Genomic DNA, 15,586 nt, shown 5'->3' on the forward strand with positions numbered 1-15,586 from the left:
AGCATCCTGTCTATCACGAGCGTTTCCCCGGGCCTACGCCGACGGTTTGGCGTAACTCACACCGTTTCAATTGGGGAAGGCAGAAAGGCCGGACCTAAAATTGCTACACCAAAGAACGACTTTGCAGGAGTTGATCGACATGCCCATGGGGGACCTGCCCCGGGATCCCGAACATCTCAGGGCGGTACTGCAGGCGCGCAGCGCGGCGCGCGGAGGCACCGCCGTCGACCTTTACCGGAGCGATGGCTACCTGGTGCTCAATGCAGACCTGCCGGGAATTGATCCCGGTTCCCTCCAGGTGGAAATAGACGGACCGGCAGTCGTGATCCGTGCCTACCGCACGCTGCGGGGCATGGACCGGGATACCCGCTGGGATGTCCGTGACCGCGAAGCCGGGCAGATCCTCCGCCGGGTGATGGTCGGCGAGAGTGTTGACGCTGCCGGGATTGCACCGCATTATGCCGCCGGAGTCCTGAGCCTGTATCTCCCCGTGAAGGCAGGGCGCCGCCGGCGCAGCGTCCCGGTCGCGTTTCCCCGGCAGGAGCTCCCCGGCGAAGCTGCCTAGGCGGCTACAGGATGTCTTGTCCGTCAACCCTGATATAGACGGGATCGCCTGTGCGCCGGGCCGACAGGGCAGCCTTGGCGGCGCGCATGGCCGCGGTGAGTGCGGCGGCGTCGGCATAGGGGAAGAAGCACAGGGTGCGCCAGCGCACCGCACCGTTCAGGTTCCCTTGTTCCTCGCTGCGGTACGACGCCGTGTCCTCCACCGGCGCCGGTCCCACGATCCGTGCCGTGTCCGGCACCTCCAGCCGGGAGATGAATCCCTCGAGGCCTTCCCGGGAACCGGTGAGCTCCGCAAACCTGACCGCCGGAGGCAGGCCGAGTTCCCGGCGGAGGCCGAGCTCCCGCTCCGCTGCACCCGCCGGATCCCACCGCAGCAGGTGTCCCACGGTGGCAGAGTCGTCCGCAGTCACCACCACCACTCCCCCGTCGCCCGCAGGCCGAACCAGCGCGGCGGCAGTCAGCCAGCGCCGCAGGGTTTCTTCCTGCGCGTGCAGTGACTGTCTCGAGAGCATGGCCGTGCCGTCCAGCAGCAGTCCGGCCGCGTAACCGGACGGCGCAACGGGCTCGGCTCCCGGCGTTGCCACTACCAGCGCCGGCGCATCCGGAACATCGGTGCGGATATGGTCTCCGGCGGAGGAAATGACGGGCACCGACGGAAAGGCCCGCCCCAGCTCTTCGGCAGTGCGGCCGGCGCCGGCAGTCGAAGCACGAAGCCGGAAGCTTCCGCAGGAAGGGCAATGCCACCGCGGCTCCGGCCGCGCGCACCAGCGGCAGGCAGGCAGGGCGTTGCGGCCGGCCTGCGCCAGCGGTCCCTGGCACTGCCTGCAGCGTGCGGGTTCACGGCAATCCTGGCAGGAAAGGGCAGGTGAAAACCCGGTACGTGCCACCTGCACAAGCACCGGCCCGCGCTTGAGGCCATCCTGTGCAGCTTTCCAGGCAGCGTGCGGGATCCGGGCCCGCGCGGCAAGCGGGTCGCGTTCCATACTGAAGCTATCCGCGGTGCTCACCACCCGCGGCGTCGACTTCCGGACCAGCGGACGCTCGGCGCCGAGGGCGGCCGCCCACCCGGACTCGACAAGCCGCTGGGCTTCGGTACTGCGGGCATGGGAGGCGACGAGCATGCCTGCACCCGCAGCCTCTGCCCGCAGCAGCAGCACGTCACGGGCATGCTGGTAAGGGGCTCGCTGCTCGGCATGCAGGCCGTCAGCGTCATCCCAAATGCAGACCAGCCCCAGGTTCGCCACCGGGGCATAAGCGGCAGAGCGGGTGCCGACGGCAACAGACGCATCCCCGTAGAGGAGCTGAAGGAAGCTGCGGTAGCGCGGCGTCGGCCCGTCTTCACCGGTCAGGCGGACGGCGGTACCTTCGGGTACGCGGGCCTGCAGGGCTGCCATGACGCGCGCCAGGTCCTTTTGGTCCGGCACGACGACGACGGCACCGCGCCCGGAAAGCACAGTAGCCTCGACAGCAGCCGCGATTTCCTCCGGCCATGCGTCGGGGCCGTAACCCCGCAGCGAGGCCAGGACCGCACGCGGGCTGTGTCCGGCGGCAAGATGCCCCAGGAACCGTGGACCATGCGGGTAGAGACGGAAGGGACTGGTGGTCTCCGGGACGCTCCCGGTTTCAGCCCCGCTTTCAGAGCCGGGGGTATCGGCGCTGGTTGCGGGCCCGCTGCCGGGGAGATCGGTCTTCAGGGCCCCGTCAACTGTCCGGCCGGCGAATTCCTTCTCTACGCGGGCAACGCGGGGCGGTACTGCTACGCGCAGCACGTCGTGGACCGATCCGGCATACCGTGCCGCCACGGCCTCGGCCAGTGAGAGGATCTCCGGGCTGAGGACGGGGACCGGTGACACCACCTTGCCGAGGTACACCAGCCGGGCGGTGGTCTCGGTGGATTCCAGCCGCGCGGTGAGGAAACCGGGCAGCTCCTGGCCCCCGAACCGGACTTTAACGCGCACGCCGAGACGTGCATCGCCGTCGAGTTCCGCCGGAACCAGGTAATCGAAAGGGCGGTCCAGGTGCGGAAGCGGTGAATCCAGCAGGACCCGTGCAATCGGCAGGGCCGGTGCAGTTTGGGCCTTGCCCACCGGAGCTGCCGGCTGGGCGAAGCCGTGCAGCAGTGAAAGCTGGACGGCCTCGCTTTCCGGGGTGCCGTGGCCGGCCCGCTCTCCCATGGGGGCTAGGCGTTGAAGTAGCTGCGCAGGTCCTCGACCTTGTCGAGGCGCTCCCAGGTGAAGCCTTCCTCTTCACGGCCGAAGTGGCCGTGTGCCGCAGTCTTCTGGTAGATGGGCCGCTTCAGGTCCAGGGCGTTGATGATGCCCAGCGGACGCAGGTCGAATACGTCCTCAATGGCGGCCGCGATGCGCGCCGGGTCCACCTTTTCGGTGCCGAAGGTTTCGACGTAGATACCCACGGGATGGGCCATGCCGATTGCGTAGGCGATCTGGATTTCCACCCGGCGGGCCAGGCCGGCGGCAACCACGTTCTTGGCAACCCAGCGCATGGCGTAGGCAGCTGAGCGGTCCACCTTGCTCGGGTCCTTGCCGCTGAAGGCTCCGCCGCCGTGGCGGGAGAAACCGCCGTAGGTGTCGACGATGATCTTCCGGCCGGTCAGACCGGCGTCCCCAACGGGACCGCCGATCACGAAAGGCCCGCCGGGATTGATGATGTGCCGGACGTTCGAGGTATCCAGGTCGGTGCCGGCCAGGACCGGCTCCACCACCTGGGAAATCATGTCAGCGTGCAGCTTCTCCTGGTCCAGGTCTGCGGCGTGCTGGGTGGAGACGACCACGGAGTCTACGGAAACCGGACGGTCGCCGTCGTACCCGATGGTCACCTGCGTCTTGCCGTCCGGACGCAGGTAGGGCAGCATGCCGTTCTTGCGGACCTGGGTCAGGCGCTCGGAGAGCCGGTGCGCCAGCCAAATGGGCGTGGGCATGAGGACGCTGGTCTCGTCACTGGCGAAACCGAACATGATGCCCTGGTCGCCGGCTCCCTGCGCATCGAGGGGGTCAACGGAGGTGCCGGAGCGGTTCTCCACCGAGTTGAAGACCCTCGAGGCGATTTCCGGGGACTGCTGGCCGATCGAGACGGAGACGCCGCAGCGGGCACCGTCGAATCCGTTGGCAGACGAGTCATAGCCAATTTCCAGAATCGTGTCCCGGACCAGCTGGGGAATCTCCACGTAGCCTTCCGTGGTCACCTCACCGGCGACGTGCACCAGTCCGGTGGTCACGAGGGTCTCCACGGCTACCCGGGATTCGGGATCTGCCTTGAGCAGCCCGTCCAGGATCGCGTCGCTGATCTGGTCACAGATTTTGTCCGGATGTCCCTCCGTCACAGACTCGGAGGTGAACAGCCGGAGGGTGCGCTCGGCGCTGGCAGGCGTATTGCTGGAAGTCACGGGTTTACTCTACTTCGTTCCGGGGACACTCCCCTTCGGTGGACGTGCGGTGCGACTCGGGGCACAGCAGCGTCAGTTGTCTTCTTGCGGTTAAAGGGACGGCAGGGGCGCGTCAAGCTCGCCGGCAATGCGGTCCAGGATATGCCGGGCGATCTCTGCCTTGGTGCCGGCGACGGCAACCGGCTCGGTCCCGGGGGCGTCCTGCGGGGAGAGGATGCGCACCTCCGTGGTGTCCTGGCCGAAAACCAGCGAACGGCCCACCTGGTTCAGGACCAGCAGGTCACAGCCCTTGCGTTCCAGTTTTCGGCGGCCGTATTCCAGGACAGAGGACGTACCGTCACCGGTTTCGGCCGCGAAGCCGACGATCAGGGCCGGGCCGCTGCCGAGTTCGGCACGGCGCTGCACAGCCTCAGCCAGGATGTCGGGGTTCCGCACCAGGGTGATGACCGGATCGGCTCCGTCGTCGCGCTTCTTGATTTTGTTTTCGGCCAGCTCGCCGGGGCGGAAGTCGGCGACGGCGGCAGCCATCACCAGGATGTCCGTCTCCGCTGCGGCCTGATGCACCGCGTCCCGCAGTTCCAGGGCGGTCTCCACCTGCACCAGCTCAGCGCCGGCCGGAACGGGGACCTCCATATGGGCGGCGATCAGCCGGACGCGGGCGCCCTCAGCCAGGGCAGCTTCGGCGACGGCAGCGCCCTGTTTTCCGGAGGAGCGGTTGCCGAGGAAGCGGACCGGATCCAGGGGCTCCCGGGTACCTCCGGCGGTGACAGTTACGGTTTTTCCGGCCAGCCTGCCCGCAGCGGCCCCTACAGGCGCGGCAGCAGCCAGGGCGGCGGCAAAAATCTCCGACGGTTCCGGCAGCCGGCCGGGACCTGAATCCTTGCCGGTGAGCCGGCCCGATGCCGGTTCCATGACGACCGCCCCGCGCGACCGTAGGGCGGCCACATTTGCCTGCGTAGCGGGATGATTCCACATTTCCGTGTGCATGGCCGGGGCGAAGAACACCGGCCCGCGTGCCATCAGGAGAGTGTTGGTCAGGAGGTCGGAGGCCAGTCCTGCCGCGGCCCGCGCCAGCAGGTCCGCGGTAGCCGGTGCCACCACGATCAGGTCAGCCTCATGGCCGAGCCGGACGTGGTTCACCGTGTCCACGGCGTCGAACACCGAAGTGCTGACGGGGTGGCCGGACAATGCCTCCCATGTGGCGATGCCGACAAAACGCGTCGACGCCTCCGTGGGCACCACCTGGACGGTGTGGCCGGCTTCAGTGAACAGGCGCAGCAGCGATGCCGACTTGTAGGCGGCGATGCCGCCGCCTACCCCCAGGACAATGCGCACGCCTGCCCTACCTCCCTTGCGGTGGTTCCGCTATTCGGCTTATTCCGCGGTTTCGTTCGCGCGGACCACCAGCATGCCGTCGTTGATCTCGCGCAGGGCGATGGACAGCGGCTTCTCGTTGAGCTTGGTTTCCACCAGCGGGCCAACGTATTCGAACAGGCCTTCGTGCAGCTGGGAGTAGTAGGCGTTGATCTGGCGGGCGCGCTTGGCGCCGTAGATGACCAGGGCGTACTTGGAATCAGCGGCCGTCAGCAGGTCGTCGATCGGCGGGTTGATGATGCCTTCAGGCTGGGTAGACAAAAGATCTCCAAAGTTTTCGTGCGGATCAAGAACAGCAGCTCAGCGTTGGCGAGGGCTGATCCCCATGAGTGAAACGAGCTCTGCTGCAGCCCGCTGAACGTCATCATTGATGACAGTGTGATCGAACTCGGGCTCGGCAGCAAGTTCCAGTTTAGCGGTTTCCAGCCGGCGCTGCTGCTCTTCGGGTGTTTCCGTGCCCCGGCCGACCAAACGGCGGACCATTTCGTCCCACGACGGCGGTGCCAGGAACACGAAATTGGCCTCGGGCATGGACTCCTTGACCTGGCGCGCTCCCTGCAGATCGATCTCCAGCAGGACGGACCGGCCCTCTGCCATCGCTGCCTCGACCGTCCGCCTCAGCGTCCCGTACCGGTTATGGCCGTGGACGACGGCCCACTCCAGCATCTGGCCGTCGGCGACCAGCTGGTCGAACTCCTCGCCGCTGACGAAGAAGTAGTGGACGCCGTTTTCTTCGCCCGGGCGCGGAGCCCTGGTCGTGGCGGATACGGAAAGCCAGACATCCGGATAGTTGTCCCGGATATAGGTGGACACAGTGCCTTTGCCAACGGCGGTGGGACCTGCCAGAACTGTCAGCCGCGGTTGCGACACGTAGACCTCACTTGGTTTGTTGAAGGTCCGACGCCGCCGCCCGCGGTGCGCGGAACAGGCTCAGTCGGACTCGAGCAATTCAATCAGCGCCTTGCGCTGGTGGACACCGAGACCCCGCACGCGGCGGGTCGGGGCGATACCCACGGTAGCCATTATTCCAGCTGCGCGCCGCTCCCCCACACCGGGCAGTGCACGCAGCAGGTCCACTACCTTCAGGCGCCCCACGGCTTCCTCACTGGAACGCGAAACGATGACCTCTTCGATGGAAAGCTCACCGGACTTGATCCTGGACTTAATCTCAGCCCGCACAGTGCGGGCGGCGGTGGCCTTTTCCCGCGCCCTGGTGCGCTCTGCTTCGGTCAGTGGTTTGAGGTTCAATTGACTCTCCCGGACGAAGTCAGCCCGCCCGGTCCCTGTTTGGCCCGGCGGTCAGTCGGTTACTTGGCTAGTGTCCGAACCTATCCGCAAGGTGTCCGCTTTGCAACGGATACCGGCTTCGAAAGCCACTGCGAACCCCTACGCGCGGGGCAGCCCTTCCAGCGTCCGCTCCGCTGCGGCCTGCAGCGACGCTTTGTCCGGCCCCGCTTGGAGAATCTCCCGGCTGGAGGTGGCCAGGACGTTGCGGTAGGCGCCGCCGAACGTGGACTGCAGGTCCCGGCCAGTGGCGCCCTGGGCGCCGAGGCCCGGAGCCAGGATCGGTGCGTTGGCAGCTTCCAGGTCAATGCCCAGATCCGCCAGCGCCGTGCCGACGGTGGCGCCAACCACGAGGCCGGTGGAACCCAGCGGCAGCTCGCCGGCATTTTCGGCAGCCACGGCATCCACGATGCGCGCTGCGACCGAGCGGTCCCCGCCGACGTGCTGGACGGAGGCGCCTTCCGGGTTCGACGTCAGGCCCAGTACGAACACCCCGCGGCCGGTGGCGGCCGCCAGGTCCAGTGCCGGACGCAGCGATTCGTAACCCAGGTACGGGCTAAGCGTCACCGAGTCCGCCGCCAGGGGTGACCCCTCTCGCAGCCAGGCATCAGCGTAGGCCGCCATGGTGGAGCCAATGTCCCCGCGTTTGGCGTCGGCAATGGTCAGGACGTCCGACTCAGCGCAGGCTGCCAGCAGCTTCTCCAGCACCGCAATGCCGGCGGAGCCGTGGCGTTCGAACAGCGCCACCTGGGGTTTCAGGGCAGCAGCCCGCTCCCCCACCGCCTCCAGGACGGTGAGCGAGAAATGCTCGAGGCCGGCGGCGTCGTCGTTCAGTCCCCAGGCAGCCAGCAGGCCAGGATGGGGATCAATTCCGACGCAGAGCGGGCCGCGCGCGTCCATCGCCGCCCGCAGGCGCGCACCAAACGGTGCGCGCCTGCGGGCAGAGTTACCGGCCTGATCCTCAGGCAACGGTGGAGGCCTGGAGCTTGGCCGCGTATTCCTGGAGCGAGCAGACATCCCACTCGTAGGAACGCATCGCTTCGATGGCCTGCACGGCTGCGGTGAACTCGGACACCGTTGTGATGACCGGGCAGCCGATCGATGTCGCGGCGGCGCGGATCTCATAGCCGTCGCCGCGGGCCTGACCGCCCGAGGGGGTGTTGATGACCATGTTGATGTCCCCGGCGGTGATGAGGTCAACCACGGTGCCTTCGCCGTCCGGTCCGGTGCCCTCGCCGACCTTGCGGACGGTGGTGGCCTGGATGCCGTTGCGGCGCAGCACGTCGGCCGTGCCGCCGGTGGAGAGGATCTCGAAGCCGAGGTCGCTCATGAGCTTGACCGGCATGATGATCGCGCGCTTGTCCCGGTTGGCGACCGAGACGAAGACCTTCCCCGCCGTGGGCAGGGCCGAGTTCGCTGCGGCCTGGGATTTGGCGAAGGCGGTGTCGAAGTACTTGTCGATACCCATGACTTCACCGGTGGAACGCATTTCCGGACCCAGCAGGGAGTCGACGACCGTACCTTCCGGGGTGCGGAAGCGGCTGAAAGGCAGCACGGCTTCCTTGACCGCCACCGGAGCGTCCAACGGCAGGGCCGAACCGTCGCCAGTGGCCTTGAGCTTTCCGTCGGCGCGCAGCTGCGCGATCGTGGTGCCCATGCCGATCAGCGCTGCGGCCTTGGCCAGCTGCACGCCGGTGGCCTTGGAGACGAACGGCACGGTGCGGGAGGCACGCGGGTTGGCTTCGATCACGTAGAGCACATCCGAGGCCAGCGCGAACTGGATGTTGATCAGGCCGCGGACTCCGACGCCGGAGGCGATGGCACGGGTGGCTTCCACCACGCGGTCCACCACATCGGTGCCGAGCGTGATGGGCGGCAGCACGCAGGCCGAGTCACCGGAGTGAATGCCGGCTTCCTCGATGTGTTCCATGATCCCGCCGACGTACAGGTCGGTTCCGTCGAAGAGGGCGTCGACGTCGATCTCGATGGCGTCTTCGAGGAAGCGGTCCACCAGGACGGGGTGGTCCGGGGTGATTTCCGTCGCGTTGGCGATGTAGCGGGAGAGGTTGGCCTCGTCGTAGACGATTTCCATGCCGCGTCCGCCCAGGACGTAGGACGGTCGGACCAGGACCGGGTACCCGATCTCGTCGGCGATCTTCTTGGCGTCCTCGAAGGAGACAGCGGTGCCGTTCTTCGGGGCGATGAGCCCGCCTTCGTCCAGGACCCGCTGGAAGGCACCGCGGTGCTCTGCCAGGTCGATTGCCTCCGGGGACGTGCCCAGGATCGGGATGCCGGCGTCGGCCAGCGACTGCGCCAGCTTCAGCGGGGTCTGCCCGCCCAGCTGCACGAAGACGCCCAGGACGCCGCCGGTGCGCTGCTCGGCGTGGATAACCTCGAGGACGTCCTCAAGGGTGAGCGGCTCGAAGTACAGACGGTCCGAGATGTCGTAGTCCGTGGACACCGTTTCGGGGTTGCAGTTGATCATCACGGTCTCGTGCCCGGCTTCGCGCAGCGCCATGGTGGCGTGGACACAGGAGTAGTCGAACTCGATGCCCTGGCCGATGCGGTTCGGGCCCGAACCGAGGATGATCACGGACGGCTTGGCGTGCGCCGCAACTTCGTCCTCCTCGTCGTAGGAGGAGTAGTGGTAGGGCGTGTAGGCCGCGAATTCCGCGGCGCAGGTGTCCACCGTCTTGTACACCGGACGGATGCCCAGCACGTGCCGGACACCGCGGACCACGGACTCGGGCTGGTTGGTCAGCTTGCCGATCTGTTCGTCGGAGAATCCGTGTCGCTTGGCCAGGCGCAGCAGCTCTTCGGTGATCTGGCCGGCGGCGGCGATTTCCTGCGCCACCTCGTTGATCAGTTCCAGCTGGTCGAGGTACCAGGGGTCGATGCCGGTTGCTTCGTAGAGCTGTTCGGCGGTGGCGCCGCCCAGCAGGGCCTGCTGGACCTGGGCCAGGCGCTGTGTCGTGGGACGCTTGGCAGCTTCGATCAGCCCCGGCACCGCGGCGGGGTCCACCGGGTCGAAGGAGAGCTGGGAGCCCTTCTGTTCCAGGGAACGCAGGGCCTTCTGCAGCGCCTCGGTGAAGTTGCGGCCAATGGCCATGGCTTCGCCGACGGACTTCATGGTGGTGGTCAGCGTGGGATCGGCTGCCGGGAACTTCTCGAACGCGAAGCGCGGCACCTTCACGACGACGTAGTCCAGCGTCGGTTCGAAGGAGGCAGGAGTCTTCTTGGTGATGTCGTTCGGGATCTCGTCCAGCGTGTAGCCGAGCGAGAGCTTCGTGGCGATTTTCGCGATCGCGAACCCGGTGGCCTTCGAGGCGAGGGCGGAGGAGCGCGAAACTCGAGGGTTCATTTCAATGACGACGACGCGGCCGGTGTCCGGTTCAATGGCGAACTGGATGTTGCAGCCGCCGGTGTCGACGCCCACCTCGCGGATGACGGCGATCGCGATGTTGCGCAGGTTCTGGTACTCGCGGTCCGTCAGGGTCATGGCCGGGGCCACGGTGATGGAGTCGCCGGTGTGCACGCCGACGGGATCGAAGTTCTCGATGGAACAGACAACCACCACGTTGTCGTTCTTGTCCCGCATCATTTCCAGCTCGTATTCCTTCCAGCCGAGGATGCTCTCTTCGAGCAGCACCTCGGAGGTCGGGCTGTACTGGATGCCCGCGCCGGCGATGCGGCGCAGGTCTTCGGCGTTGTACGCCAGGCCGGAGCCGAGCCCGCCCATGGTGAAGGAGGGACGGACCACCATCGGGTAGCCCAGCTCGTCCGCCGCGGCGAAGGCTTCGTCCATGCTGTGCACGATGATCGACTTCGCCGATTCGGCACCGCAGCGCTCGACGACGCCCTTGAACTTCTCACGGTCTTCACCGAGCTCGATGGCTTCGATGTTGGCGCCGATGAGTTCAACGTTGTACTTCTCCAGCACGCCGTTCTTGTCGAGGGCGATTGCGGTGTTCAGCGCCGTCTGTCCGCCGAGGGTGGGCAGGACGGCGTCGGGGCGTTCCTTGGCGATGATCTTCTCGACCACTTCCGGGGTAATCGGCTCGACGTAGGTCGCGTCGGCGAACTCCGGGTCGGTCATGATCGTGGCGGGGTTGGAGTTGACCAGGATGACCCGCAGGCCTTCCTCCTTCAGCACGCGCAGTGCCTGCGTGCCGGAGTAGTCGAATTCGGCGGCCTGGCCAATGACGATCGGGCCGGAGCCGATCACCAGGACGGACTTGAGATCGGTTCTGCGGGGCATTAGCGGGATTCCTTGTTCTTGCTGGAGGCCATTAGGTCGACGAAGCGGTCGAAGAGGTAGGCGGAGTCGTGCGGGCCGGCGGCGGCTTCGGGGTGGTACTGGACGGAGAATGCCGGAATGTCCAGGCAGGCGAGGCCTTCCACCACGTTGTCGTTGAGGCTGATGTGACTGACTTCAACATTGCCGAAGCGGGCTTCCGGAGCGGTGACCGGCCCGTCAAGCGGTGCGTCGACGGCGAAGCCGTGGTTCTGGGAGGTGATTTCCACCTTGCCGGTGCGGCGGTCCAGGACCGGCTGGTTGATGCCGCGGTGGCCGTAGGGCAGCTTGTAGGTGCCAAAGCCGAGGGCCCGTCCGAGGATCTGGTTCCCGAAGCAGATGCCGAAGAACGGGGTGCCGGTGTCCAGCACGTCGCGCAGCAGCTTCACCTGGTCATCAGCCGTAGCGGGATCGCCGGGACCGTTGGACATAAAGACGCCGTCCGGGTTCAGTGCCTGGACATCCTCGAGGGTGGCGGAGGCGGGCAGCACGTGGACGCGCACACCGCGCTCGGCGAAGCGGACCGGGGTCATCGACTTGATGCCAAGGTCCAGTGCGGCGACGGTGAACAGCGGCTCGCCTTCCCAGCCGTGGGCTGCGGGCTCGACGACGTAGGCCGCCTCGATGCTCACTTCCTCCGCGAGCCGGGCACCGGCCATGGACTCCTGGGCGCGGACTTCGGCCAGCAGTTCGGCGTCGGTGCGCTGTGCTGCTTCGCCCGAGAAGATGCCTGCCTTCATGGCGCCGCGTTCACGCAGGTGGCGGGTGATGGCCCGGGTATCGACTCCGGAGATCCCGACGACGCCCTGGGCGGCGAGGTCTTCGTCGAGCGTGCGCTCAGAGCGCCAGTTCGAGGGCTTGCGGGCGGCGTCGCGGACGATGTAGCCGGCCACCCAGATGCGGCGGGATTCGGCGTCGTCGCTGTTTACACCGGTGTTGCCGATGTGCGGAGCGGTCTGTACCACCAGCTGGCGGGCGTAGGAAGGATCCGTGATGGTTTCCTGGTACCCGGTCATGCCGGTGGCGAAGACGGCCTCGCCCAAGGCAGTTCCCTTGGCGCCGTAGCTGCGGCCGCGGAAGGTCCGGCCGTCCTCCAGCATGAGGACAGCTGTACTCGGGGCGGGCGTTTGGTTCACTGTCACAGTTGTTCCTCGCTAGATGTTGCAGATTCCGGCAGCAGCGCCTTGATCGCCGAAACCAGGGGTGTCTTGTGGTCGGCTGCCCGGGTGCGGAACCCGGTGTCGACCGGTTTTGGTCCGAGCTGCCAGGTCACCAGGACCAGGCCTTCCTTCTCCACGAACTTTCCGGCCATGCCGCGTTCCAGGCGTACATCGCGCAGGTCGGCCCGGGGAATCCAGACGTCCGGTGCTCCCTTGCGGGCGAAAAGCAGTCCCTCGTCGAACACGGCAGCGGTGGCGACCGACTTCACGCCCAGACCGTAGACCGCTACCCGGTCCAGCCAGTCTCCGGCGGTGGTGGTGGCCACATACTGGCCGTCTGCCTCGAACCGCGGAAGGTCAAGGCCGTCAGGCAGCGGGCGGGGCCGCGGAATATCCGCCTGCCGCTGCCGGCGGCCGCGCCAGCCCAGCGCAAAAAGCGCCAGGATAACGGCCGCGCCGATGACGACGCAGATAAGAAATATCAGCCAATCCACGGCGTCTCCTCAGCGGGTGCGGGGCGCGGTGCGTTCAAGGCCCCGTCCAGGACGGTGGGGTGTCCGGCAAAGAAAGCCGCGCGAACCGCTCCGGGCAGTTCCAGGCCTGCGTAAGGACTGTTTTTGCCCATGGTTGCCATCTTATGCGGGTCCACCACACGCCGCGCAGCCGGGTCAACCAATATGACGTTGGCCGGTTCCCCCGTTTCCAGCGGCCTGCCTTGCGTCGCAACCCGGCCAATCTCTGCCGGAGTGGCCGATGTCACGCGGGCAAAGTCCGCCCACGTCATCATTCCCGTGTCGATCATGGTCGCCTGGACCACCGAGAGCGCGGTTTCCAGTCCGGTCATGCCCATGGCTGCCTGGGCCCATTCGCATTCCTTGTGCTCGCTGGGGTGCGGGGCGTGGTCAGTGCCGACAATGTCGATCGTTCCGTCGGCCAGGCCGCGGCGAAGCGCCTGGACGTCCGATTCGGTGCGCAGCGGAGGATTCACCTTGTACACCGGGTCGTAGCTGCGCACGGACTCGTCGGTCAGCAGCAGGTGGTGCGGCGTGACTTCGGCGGTGACGCTGATGCCGCGTTCCTTGGCCCAGCGGATGATCTCCACGGAGCCGGCGGTGGAGACATGGCAGACATGCAGGCGTGAGCCGGTGTGCTGGGCCAGCAGGACATCACGGGCGATGATCGATTCTTCGGCGACGGCGGGCCAGCCGGGCAGCCCGAGGATGGCGCTGACCTCGCCCTCGTGCATCTGGGCGCCGTCGGTCATCCGCGGTTCCTGGGCATGCTGGGCGACGACGCCGTCGAACGCCTTCACGTATTCCAGCGCGCGGCGCATCAGCACCGGATCATGGACGCACATGCCGTCGTCGGAGAAGACGCGGACGCGGGCACGTGAGTCGGCCATGGCACCGAGCTCGGCCAGGCGTTCGCCCTTCAGGCCCACGGTCACGGCACCGACGGGGCGGACGTCGACCCAGCCGGACTTCAGGCCCAGGCTGTAGACCTGCTCCACCACGCCGGCGGTATCAGCCACCGGGTTGGAATTGGCCATGGCATGGACCGCGGTGAAGCCGCCCAGGGCGGCGGCGCGGGTACCGGTTTCAACTGTTTCCGCGTCTTCGCGGCCGGGTTCGCGCAGGTGCGTGTGGAGGTCCACCATGCCGGGCAGGGCGACGAGGCCGTCGGCGTCGATCACCAGGGAGCCTTCGGGCGCCTCGAGGTCCTGGCCCACGGCGGCGATCACGCCGCCGCGGATGAGGAGGTCGGCACGTTCGGCGCCCAGCAGCGAGGCGCCGCGGAGAAGGTAACCGGATGCCGAGTGGACGGGGTTTACGGAGGGTGCGGGTGTTGCAGTAGTCACTGTGCGGAAGCTTCCTGTGGTGTGCGCTGTGAGGTGCCCTCGCCGGAGAGCAGGAGATAGAGGGCGGCCATGCGGACGGAGACGCCGTTGCTGACCTGTTCCAGCACGGTGGAACGGCGCGAATCGGCGGCGCGGGAAGAGATTTCCAATCCGCGGTTCATGGGGCCGGGATGCAGCAGGATCGTGTCCTCCAGCCCCAGGGCATCCAGCCGGTCCAGGCGGACGTCGTCGAAACCCCAGCGGCGGGAGTACTCACGGACCGTCGGGAAGAAGGCCGAATGCATCCGTTCCGCCTGGACGCGGAGCATCATGACGGCGTCGGGGCGGGTCTCCAGCGTCTCATCCAGGGAGTAGCTGACCGTGCAGGGCCACGTTTCGACGCCGAAGGGCAGCAGCGTGGGAGGAGCCACCAGGGTGACATCCGCGCCCAGGGTCTTCAGCAGCCACAGATCGGACCGGGCCACCCGGGAATGCAGGATGTCCCCTACGATCGCCACGTGCATGCCGGAGAGGTCCGTTCCCTGTGAGCCGGTGCCGTGCAGCCGCGCCCAGTGCCGGCGCATGGTAAAAGCGTCCAGCAGTGCCTGGGTGGGGTGCTCATGCGTTCCGTCGCCGGCGTTAAGCACGGCGGCATCGATCCAGCCGGAGCCGGCCAGCCGCGCCGGAGCGCCGGAGGCGCCGTGGCGGATGACGACGGCGTCCGCACCGATAGCGGCCAGCGTCTGCGCCGTGTCCTTCAGCGACTCTCCCTTGGACACTGAGGAGCCCTTGGCGGAGAAGTTGATGACGTCGGCCGACAGCCGTTTCGCTGCGGCCTCAAAGGAAATGCGGGTACGCGTGGAGTCTTCGAAGAAAAGGTTCACCACTGTCCGTCCGCGCAGGGCCGGAAGCTTCTTGACCTCACGCTCCCCTACTGCGGACATGGCCTCCGCTGTATCCAGGATGGAGATGGCGTCCTGGTAGGAGAGGTCCAGAGTGGAGAGCAGGTGCTTCATACGGTGCCTTCAATGACTACTTCGTCCACGGCCGGAGTGTCCGTCTCGGCCAGCCGGACGCGCACCGTTTCCACGGCGGCGGTGGGCAGGTTCTTTCCTACGTGGTCTGCCCGGATCGGCAGTTCCCGGTGCCCGCGGTCCACCAGGACCGCCAGCCGGACGGCGCGCGGCCGTCCCAGGTCGATCAGCGCATCCAGGGCCGCGCGGATGGTCCGCCCGGAGAAGAGCACGTCGTCAACCAATACGACGACTTTGCCGTCGATGCCGCTGGGGGGCAGTTCAGTGGGGTGCGGAGGACGCGTGGGCTGGCGTGCCAGGTCGTCACGGAACATCGTGACGTCGAGCTGCCCGGTGATGGCAGCGGCATCCACGGAGGGATCAGCGGCTGCGATTTTTGCGGCGAGGCGGCGGGCCAGCGGATAGCCGCGGCGGGGAATACCCATCAGCACCAGGTCGGTGCCGCCCTTGTTGGCCTCGAGGATCTCGTGGGCGATGCGGGTTAATGCTCGGTCAATATCAGCTGAAGCCAGAACGGTGCGGGCAGGCATAACGGCCTGCGGCGGATCACTGGGACCCATATTCTGCTTCCTCCTTCCCCGCCTCACAGGACGGATTTAAAGGTTGAATGCCCTCCAAAACTATCACAGCAGGTGA

14 protein-coding genes are annotated in these 15,586 nt (G+C 67.0%); 1 reads left to right on the top strand and 13 read right to left on the bottom strand.

Translation table 11 applies throughout. From position 1 onward, the window contains the following. The first annotated feature begins 121 nt into the window (after positions 1–121). Positions 122–565 carry an Hsp20/alpha crystallin family protein gene (locus tag NF551_RS09090; RefSeq protein ID WP_227895742.1) on the top strand — a complete coding sequence of 148 codons (444 nt, stop codon included), beginning with the start codon at positions 122–124 and terminating at the stop codon, positions 563–565. A gap of 4 nt (positions 566–569) precedes the next feature. On the opposite strand, the gene NF551_RS09095 is transcribed toward NF551_RS09090, so the two are convergent. The 13 genes from NF551_RS09095 to pyrR form a co-directional block, all read right to left on the bottom strand. Then, positions 570–2,738 (bottom strand): primosomal protein N', encoded by a 2,169-nt coding sequence (locus NF551_RS09095; protein WP_227895741.1) that lies wholly within the window; start codon positions 2,736–2,738, stop codon positions 570–572. A 5-nt stretch (positions 2,739–2,743) separates the two neighbouring features. Then, positions 2,744–3,967: a methionine adenosyltransferase gene (gene metK, locus NF551_RS09100; protein ID WP_227895740.1), complete on the bottom strand. Its 1,224-nt coding sequence runs from the start codon at positions 3,965–3,967 to the stop codon at positions 2,744–2,746. A gap of 90 nt (positions 3,968–4,057) precedes the next feature. Continuing rightward, positions 4,058–5,302, bottom strand: coding sequence for a bifunctional phosphopantothenoylcysteine decarboxylase/phosphopantothenate--cysteine ligase CoaBC (gene coaBC, locus NF551_RS09105; protein ID WP_227895739.1), 1,245 nt, complete (start codon positions 5,300–5,302; stop codon positions 4,058–4,060). Between the two features lie 39 nt (positions 5,303–5,341). Then, positions 5,342–5,602, bottom strand: a complete 261-nt coding sequence (gene rpoZ / locus NF551_RS09110) for a DNA-directed RNA polymerase subunit omega (protein ID WP_055241005.1) — start codon at positions 5,600–5,602, stop codon at positions 5,342–5,344. A 39-nt stretch (positions 5,603–5,641) separates the two neighbouring features. After that, positions 5,642–6,211: a guanylate kinase gene (gene gmk / locus NF551_RS09115; RefSeq protein ID WP_227895738.1), complete on the bottom strand. Its 570-nt coding sequence runs from the start codon at positions 6,209–6,211 to the stop codon at positions 5,642–5,644. 60 nt (positions 6,212–6,271) lie between these two features. Continuing rightward, positions 6,272–6,589, bottom strand: coding sequence for an integration host factor, actinobacterial type (gene mihF / locus NF551_RS09120; protein ID WP_227895737.1), 318 nt, complete (start codon positions 6,587–6,589; stop codon positions 6,272–6,274). A gap of 138 nt (positions 6,590–6,727) precedes the next feature. After that, positions 6,728–7,594 (bottom strand): orotidine-5'-phosphate decarboxylase, encoded by an 867-nt coding sequence (pyrF, locus tag NF551_RS09125; RefSeq protein WP_227895736.1) that lies wholly within the window; start codon positions 7,592–7,594, stop codon positions 6,728–6,730. Then, positions 7,587–10,883: a carbamoyl-phosphate synthase large subunit gene (carB, locus tag NF551_RS09130; protein WP_227895735.1), complete on the bottom strand. Its 3,297-nt coding sequence runs from the start codon at positions 10,881–10,883 to the stop codon at positions 7,587–7,589. The genes pyrF and carB overlap by 8 nt, the downstream gene beginning before the upstream one ends. Beyond that, positions 10,883–12,019 (bottom strand): glutamine-hydrolyzing carbamoyl-phosphate synthase small subunit, encoded by a 1,137-nt coding sequence (carA, locus tag NF551_RS09135; RefSeq protein ID WP_227895757.1) that lies wholly within the window; start codon positions 12,017–12,019, stop codon positions 10,883–10,885. The genes carB and carA overlap by 1 nt, the downstream gene beginning before the upstream one ends. A gap of 38 nt (positions 12,020–12,057) precedes the next feature. Next, on the bottom strand, positions 12,058–12,573 hold the full coding sequence (locus NF551_RS09140) for a PH-like domain-containing protein (protein WP_227895734.1): 516 nt from the start codon (positions 12,571–12,573) through the stop codon (positions 12,058–12,060). Continuing rightward, positions 12,561–13,937 (bottom strand): dihydroorotase, encoded by a 1,377-nt coding sequence (locus tag NF551_RS09145; RefSeq protein WP_227895733.1) that lies wholly within the window; start codon positions 13,935–13,937, stop codon positions 12,561–12,563. Before NF551_RS09145 ends, NF551_RS09140 begins: the two co-directional genes overlap by 13 nt. After that, positions 13,934–14,932 (bottom strand): aspartate carbamoyltransferase catalytic subunit, encoded by a 999-nt coding sequence (locus tag NF551_RS09150; RefSeq protein ID WP_227895732.1) that lies wholly within the window; start codon positions 14,930–14,932, stop codon positions 13,934–13,936. Before NF551_RS09150 ends, NF551_RS09145 begins: the two co-directional genes overlap by 4 nt. Next, positions 14,929–15,510 (bottom strand): bifunctional pyr operon transcriptional regulator/uracil phosphoribosyltransferase PyrR, encoded by a 582-nt coding sequence (gene pyrR, locus NF551_RS09155; RefSeq protein WP_269437245.1) that lies wholly within the window; start codon positions 15,508–15,510, stop codon positions 14,929–14,931. The genes NF551_RS09150 and pyrR overlap by 4 nt, the downstream gene beginning before the upstream one ends. Positions 15,511–15,586: the final 76 nt, after the last annotated feature.

The organism is Arthrobacter caoxuetaonis, assembly GCF_023921125.1.
Classification (GTDB): Bacteria; Actinomycetota; Actinomycetes; order Actinomycetales; family Micrococcaceae; genus Arthrobacter_B; species Arthrobacter_B caoxuetaonis.

Bases quoted from the DNA above. Each gene is read 5' to 3' on its own strand.
- carB (WP_227895735.1), bottom strand. From the start codon at position 10,883: ATGCCCCGCAGAACCGATCTCAAGTCCGTCCTGGTGATCGGCTCCGGC.
- pyrR (WP_269437245.1), bottom strand. From the start codon at position 15,510: ATGGGTCCCAGTGATCCGCCGCAGGCCGTTATGCCTGCCCGCACCGTT.
- NF551_RS09095 (WP_227895741.1), bottom strand. From the start codon at position 2,738: ATGGGAGAGCGGGCCGGCCACGGCACCCCGGAAAGCGAGGCCGTCCAG.
- NF551_RS09150 (WP_227895732.1), bottom strand. From the start codon at position 14,932: ATGAAGCACCTGCTCTCCACTCTGGACCTCTCCTACCAGGACGCCATC.
- carA (WP_227895757.1), bottom strand. From the start codon at position 12,019: ATGCTGGAGGACGGCCGGACCTTCCGCGGCCGCAGCTACGGCGCCAAG.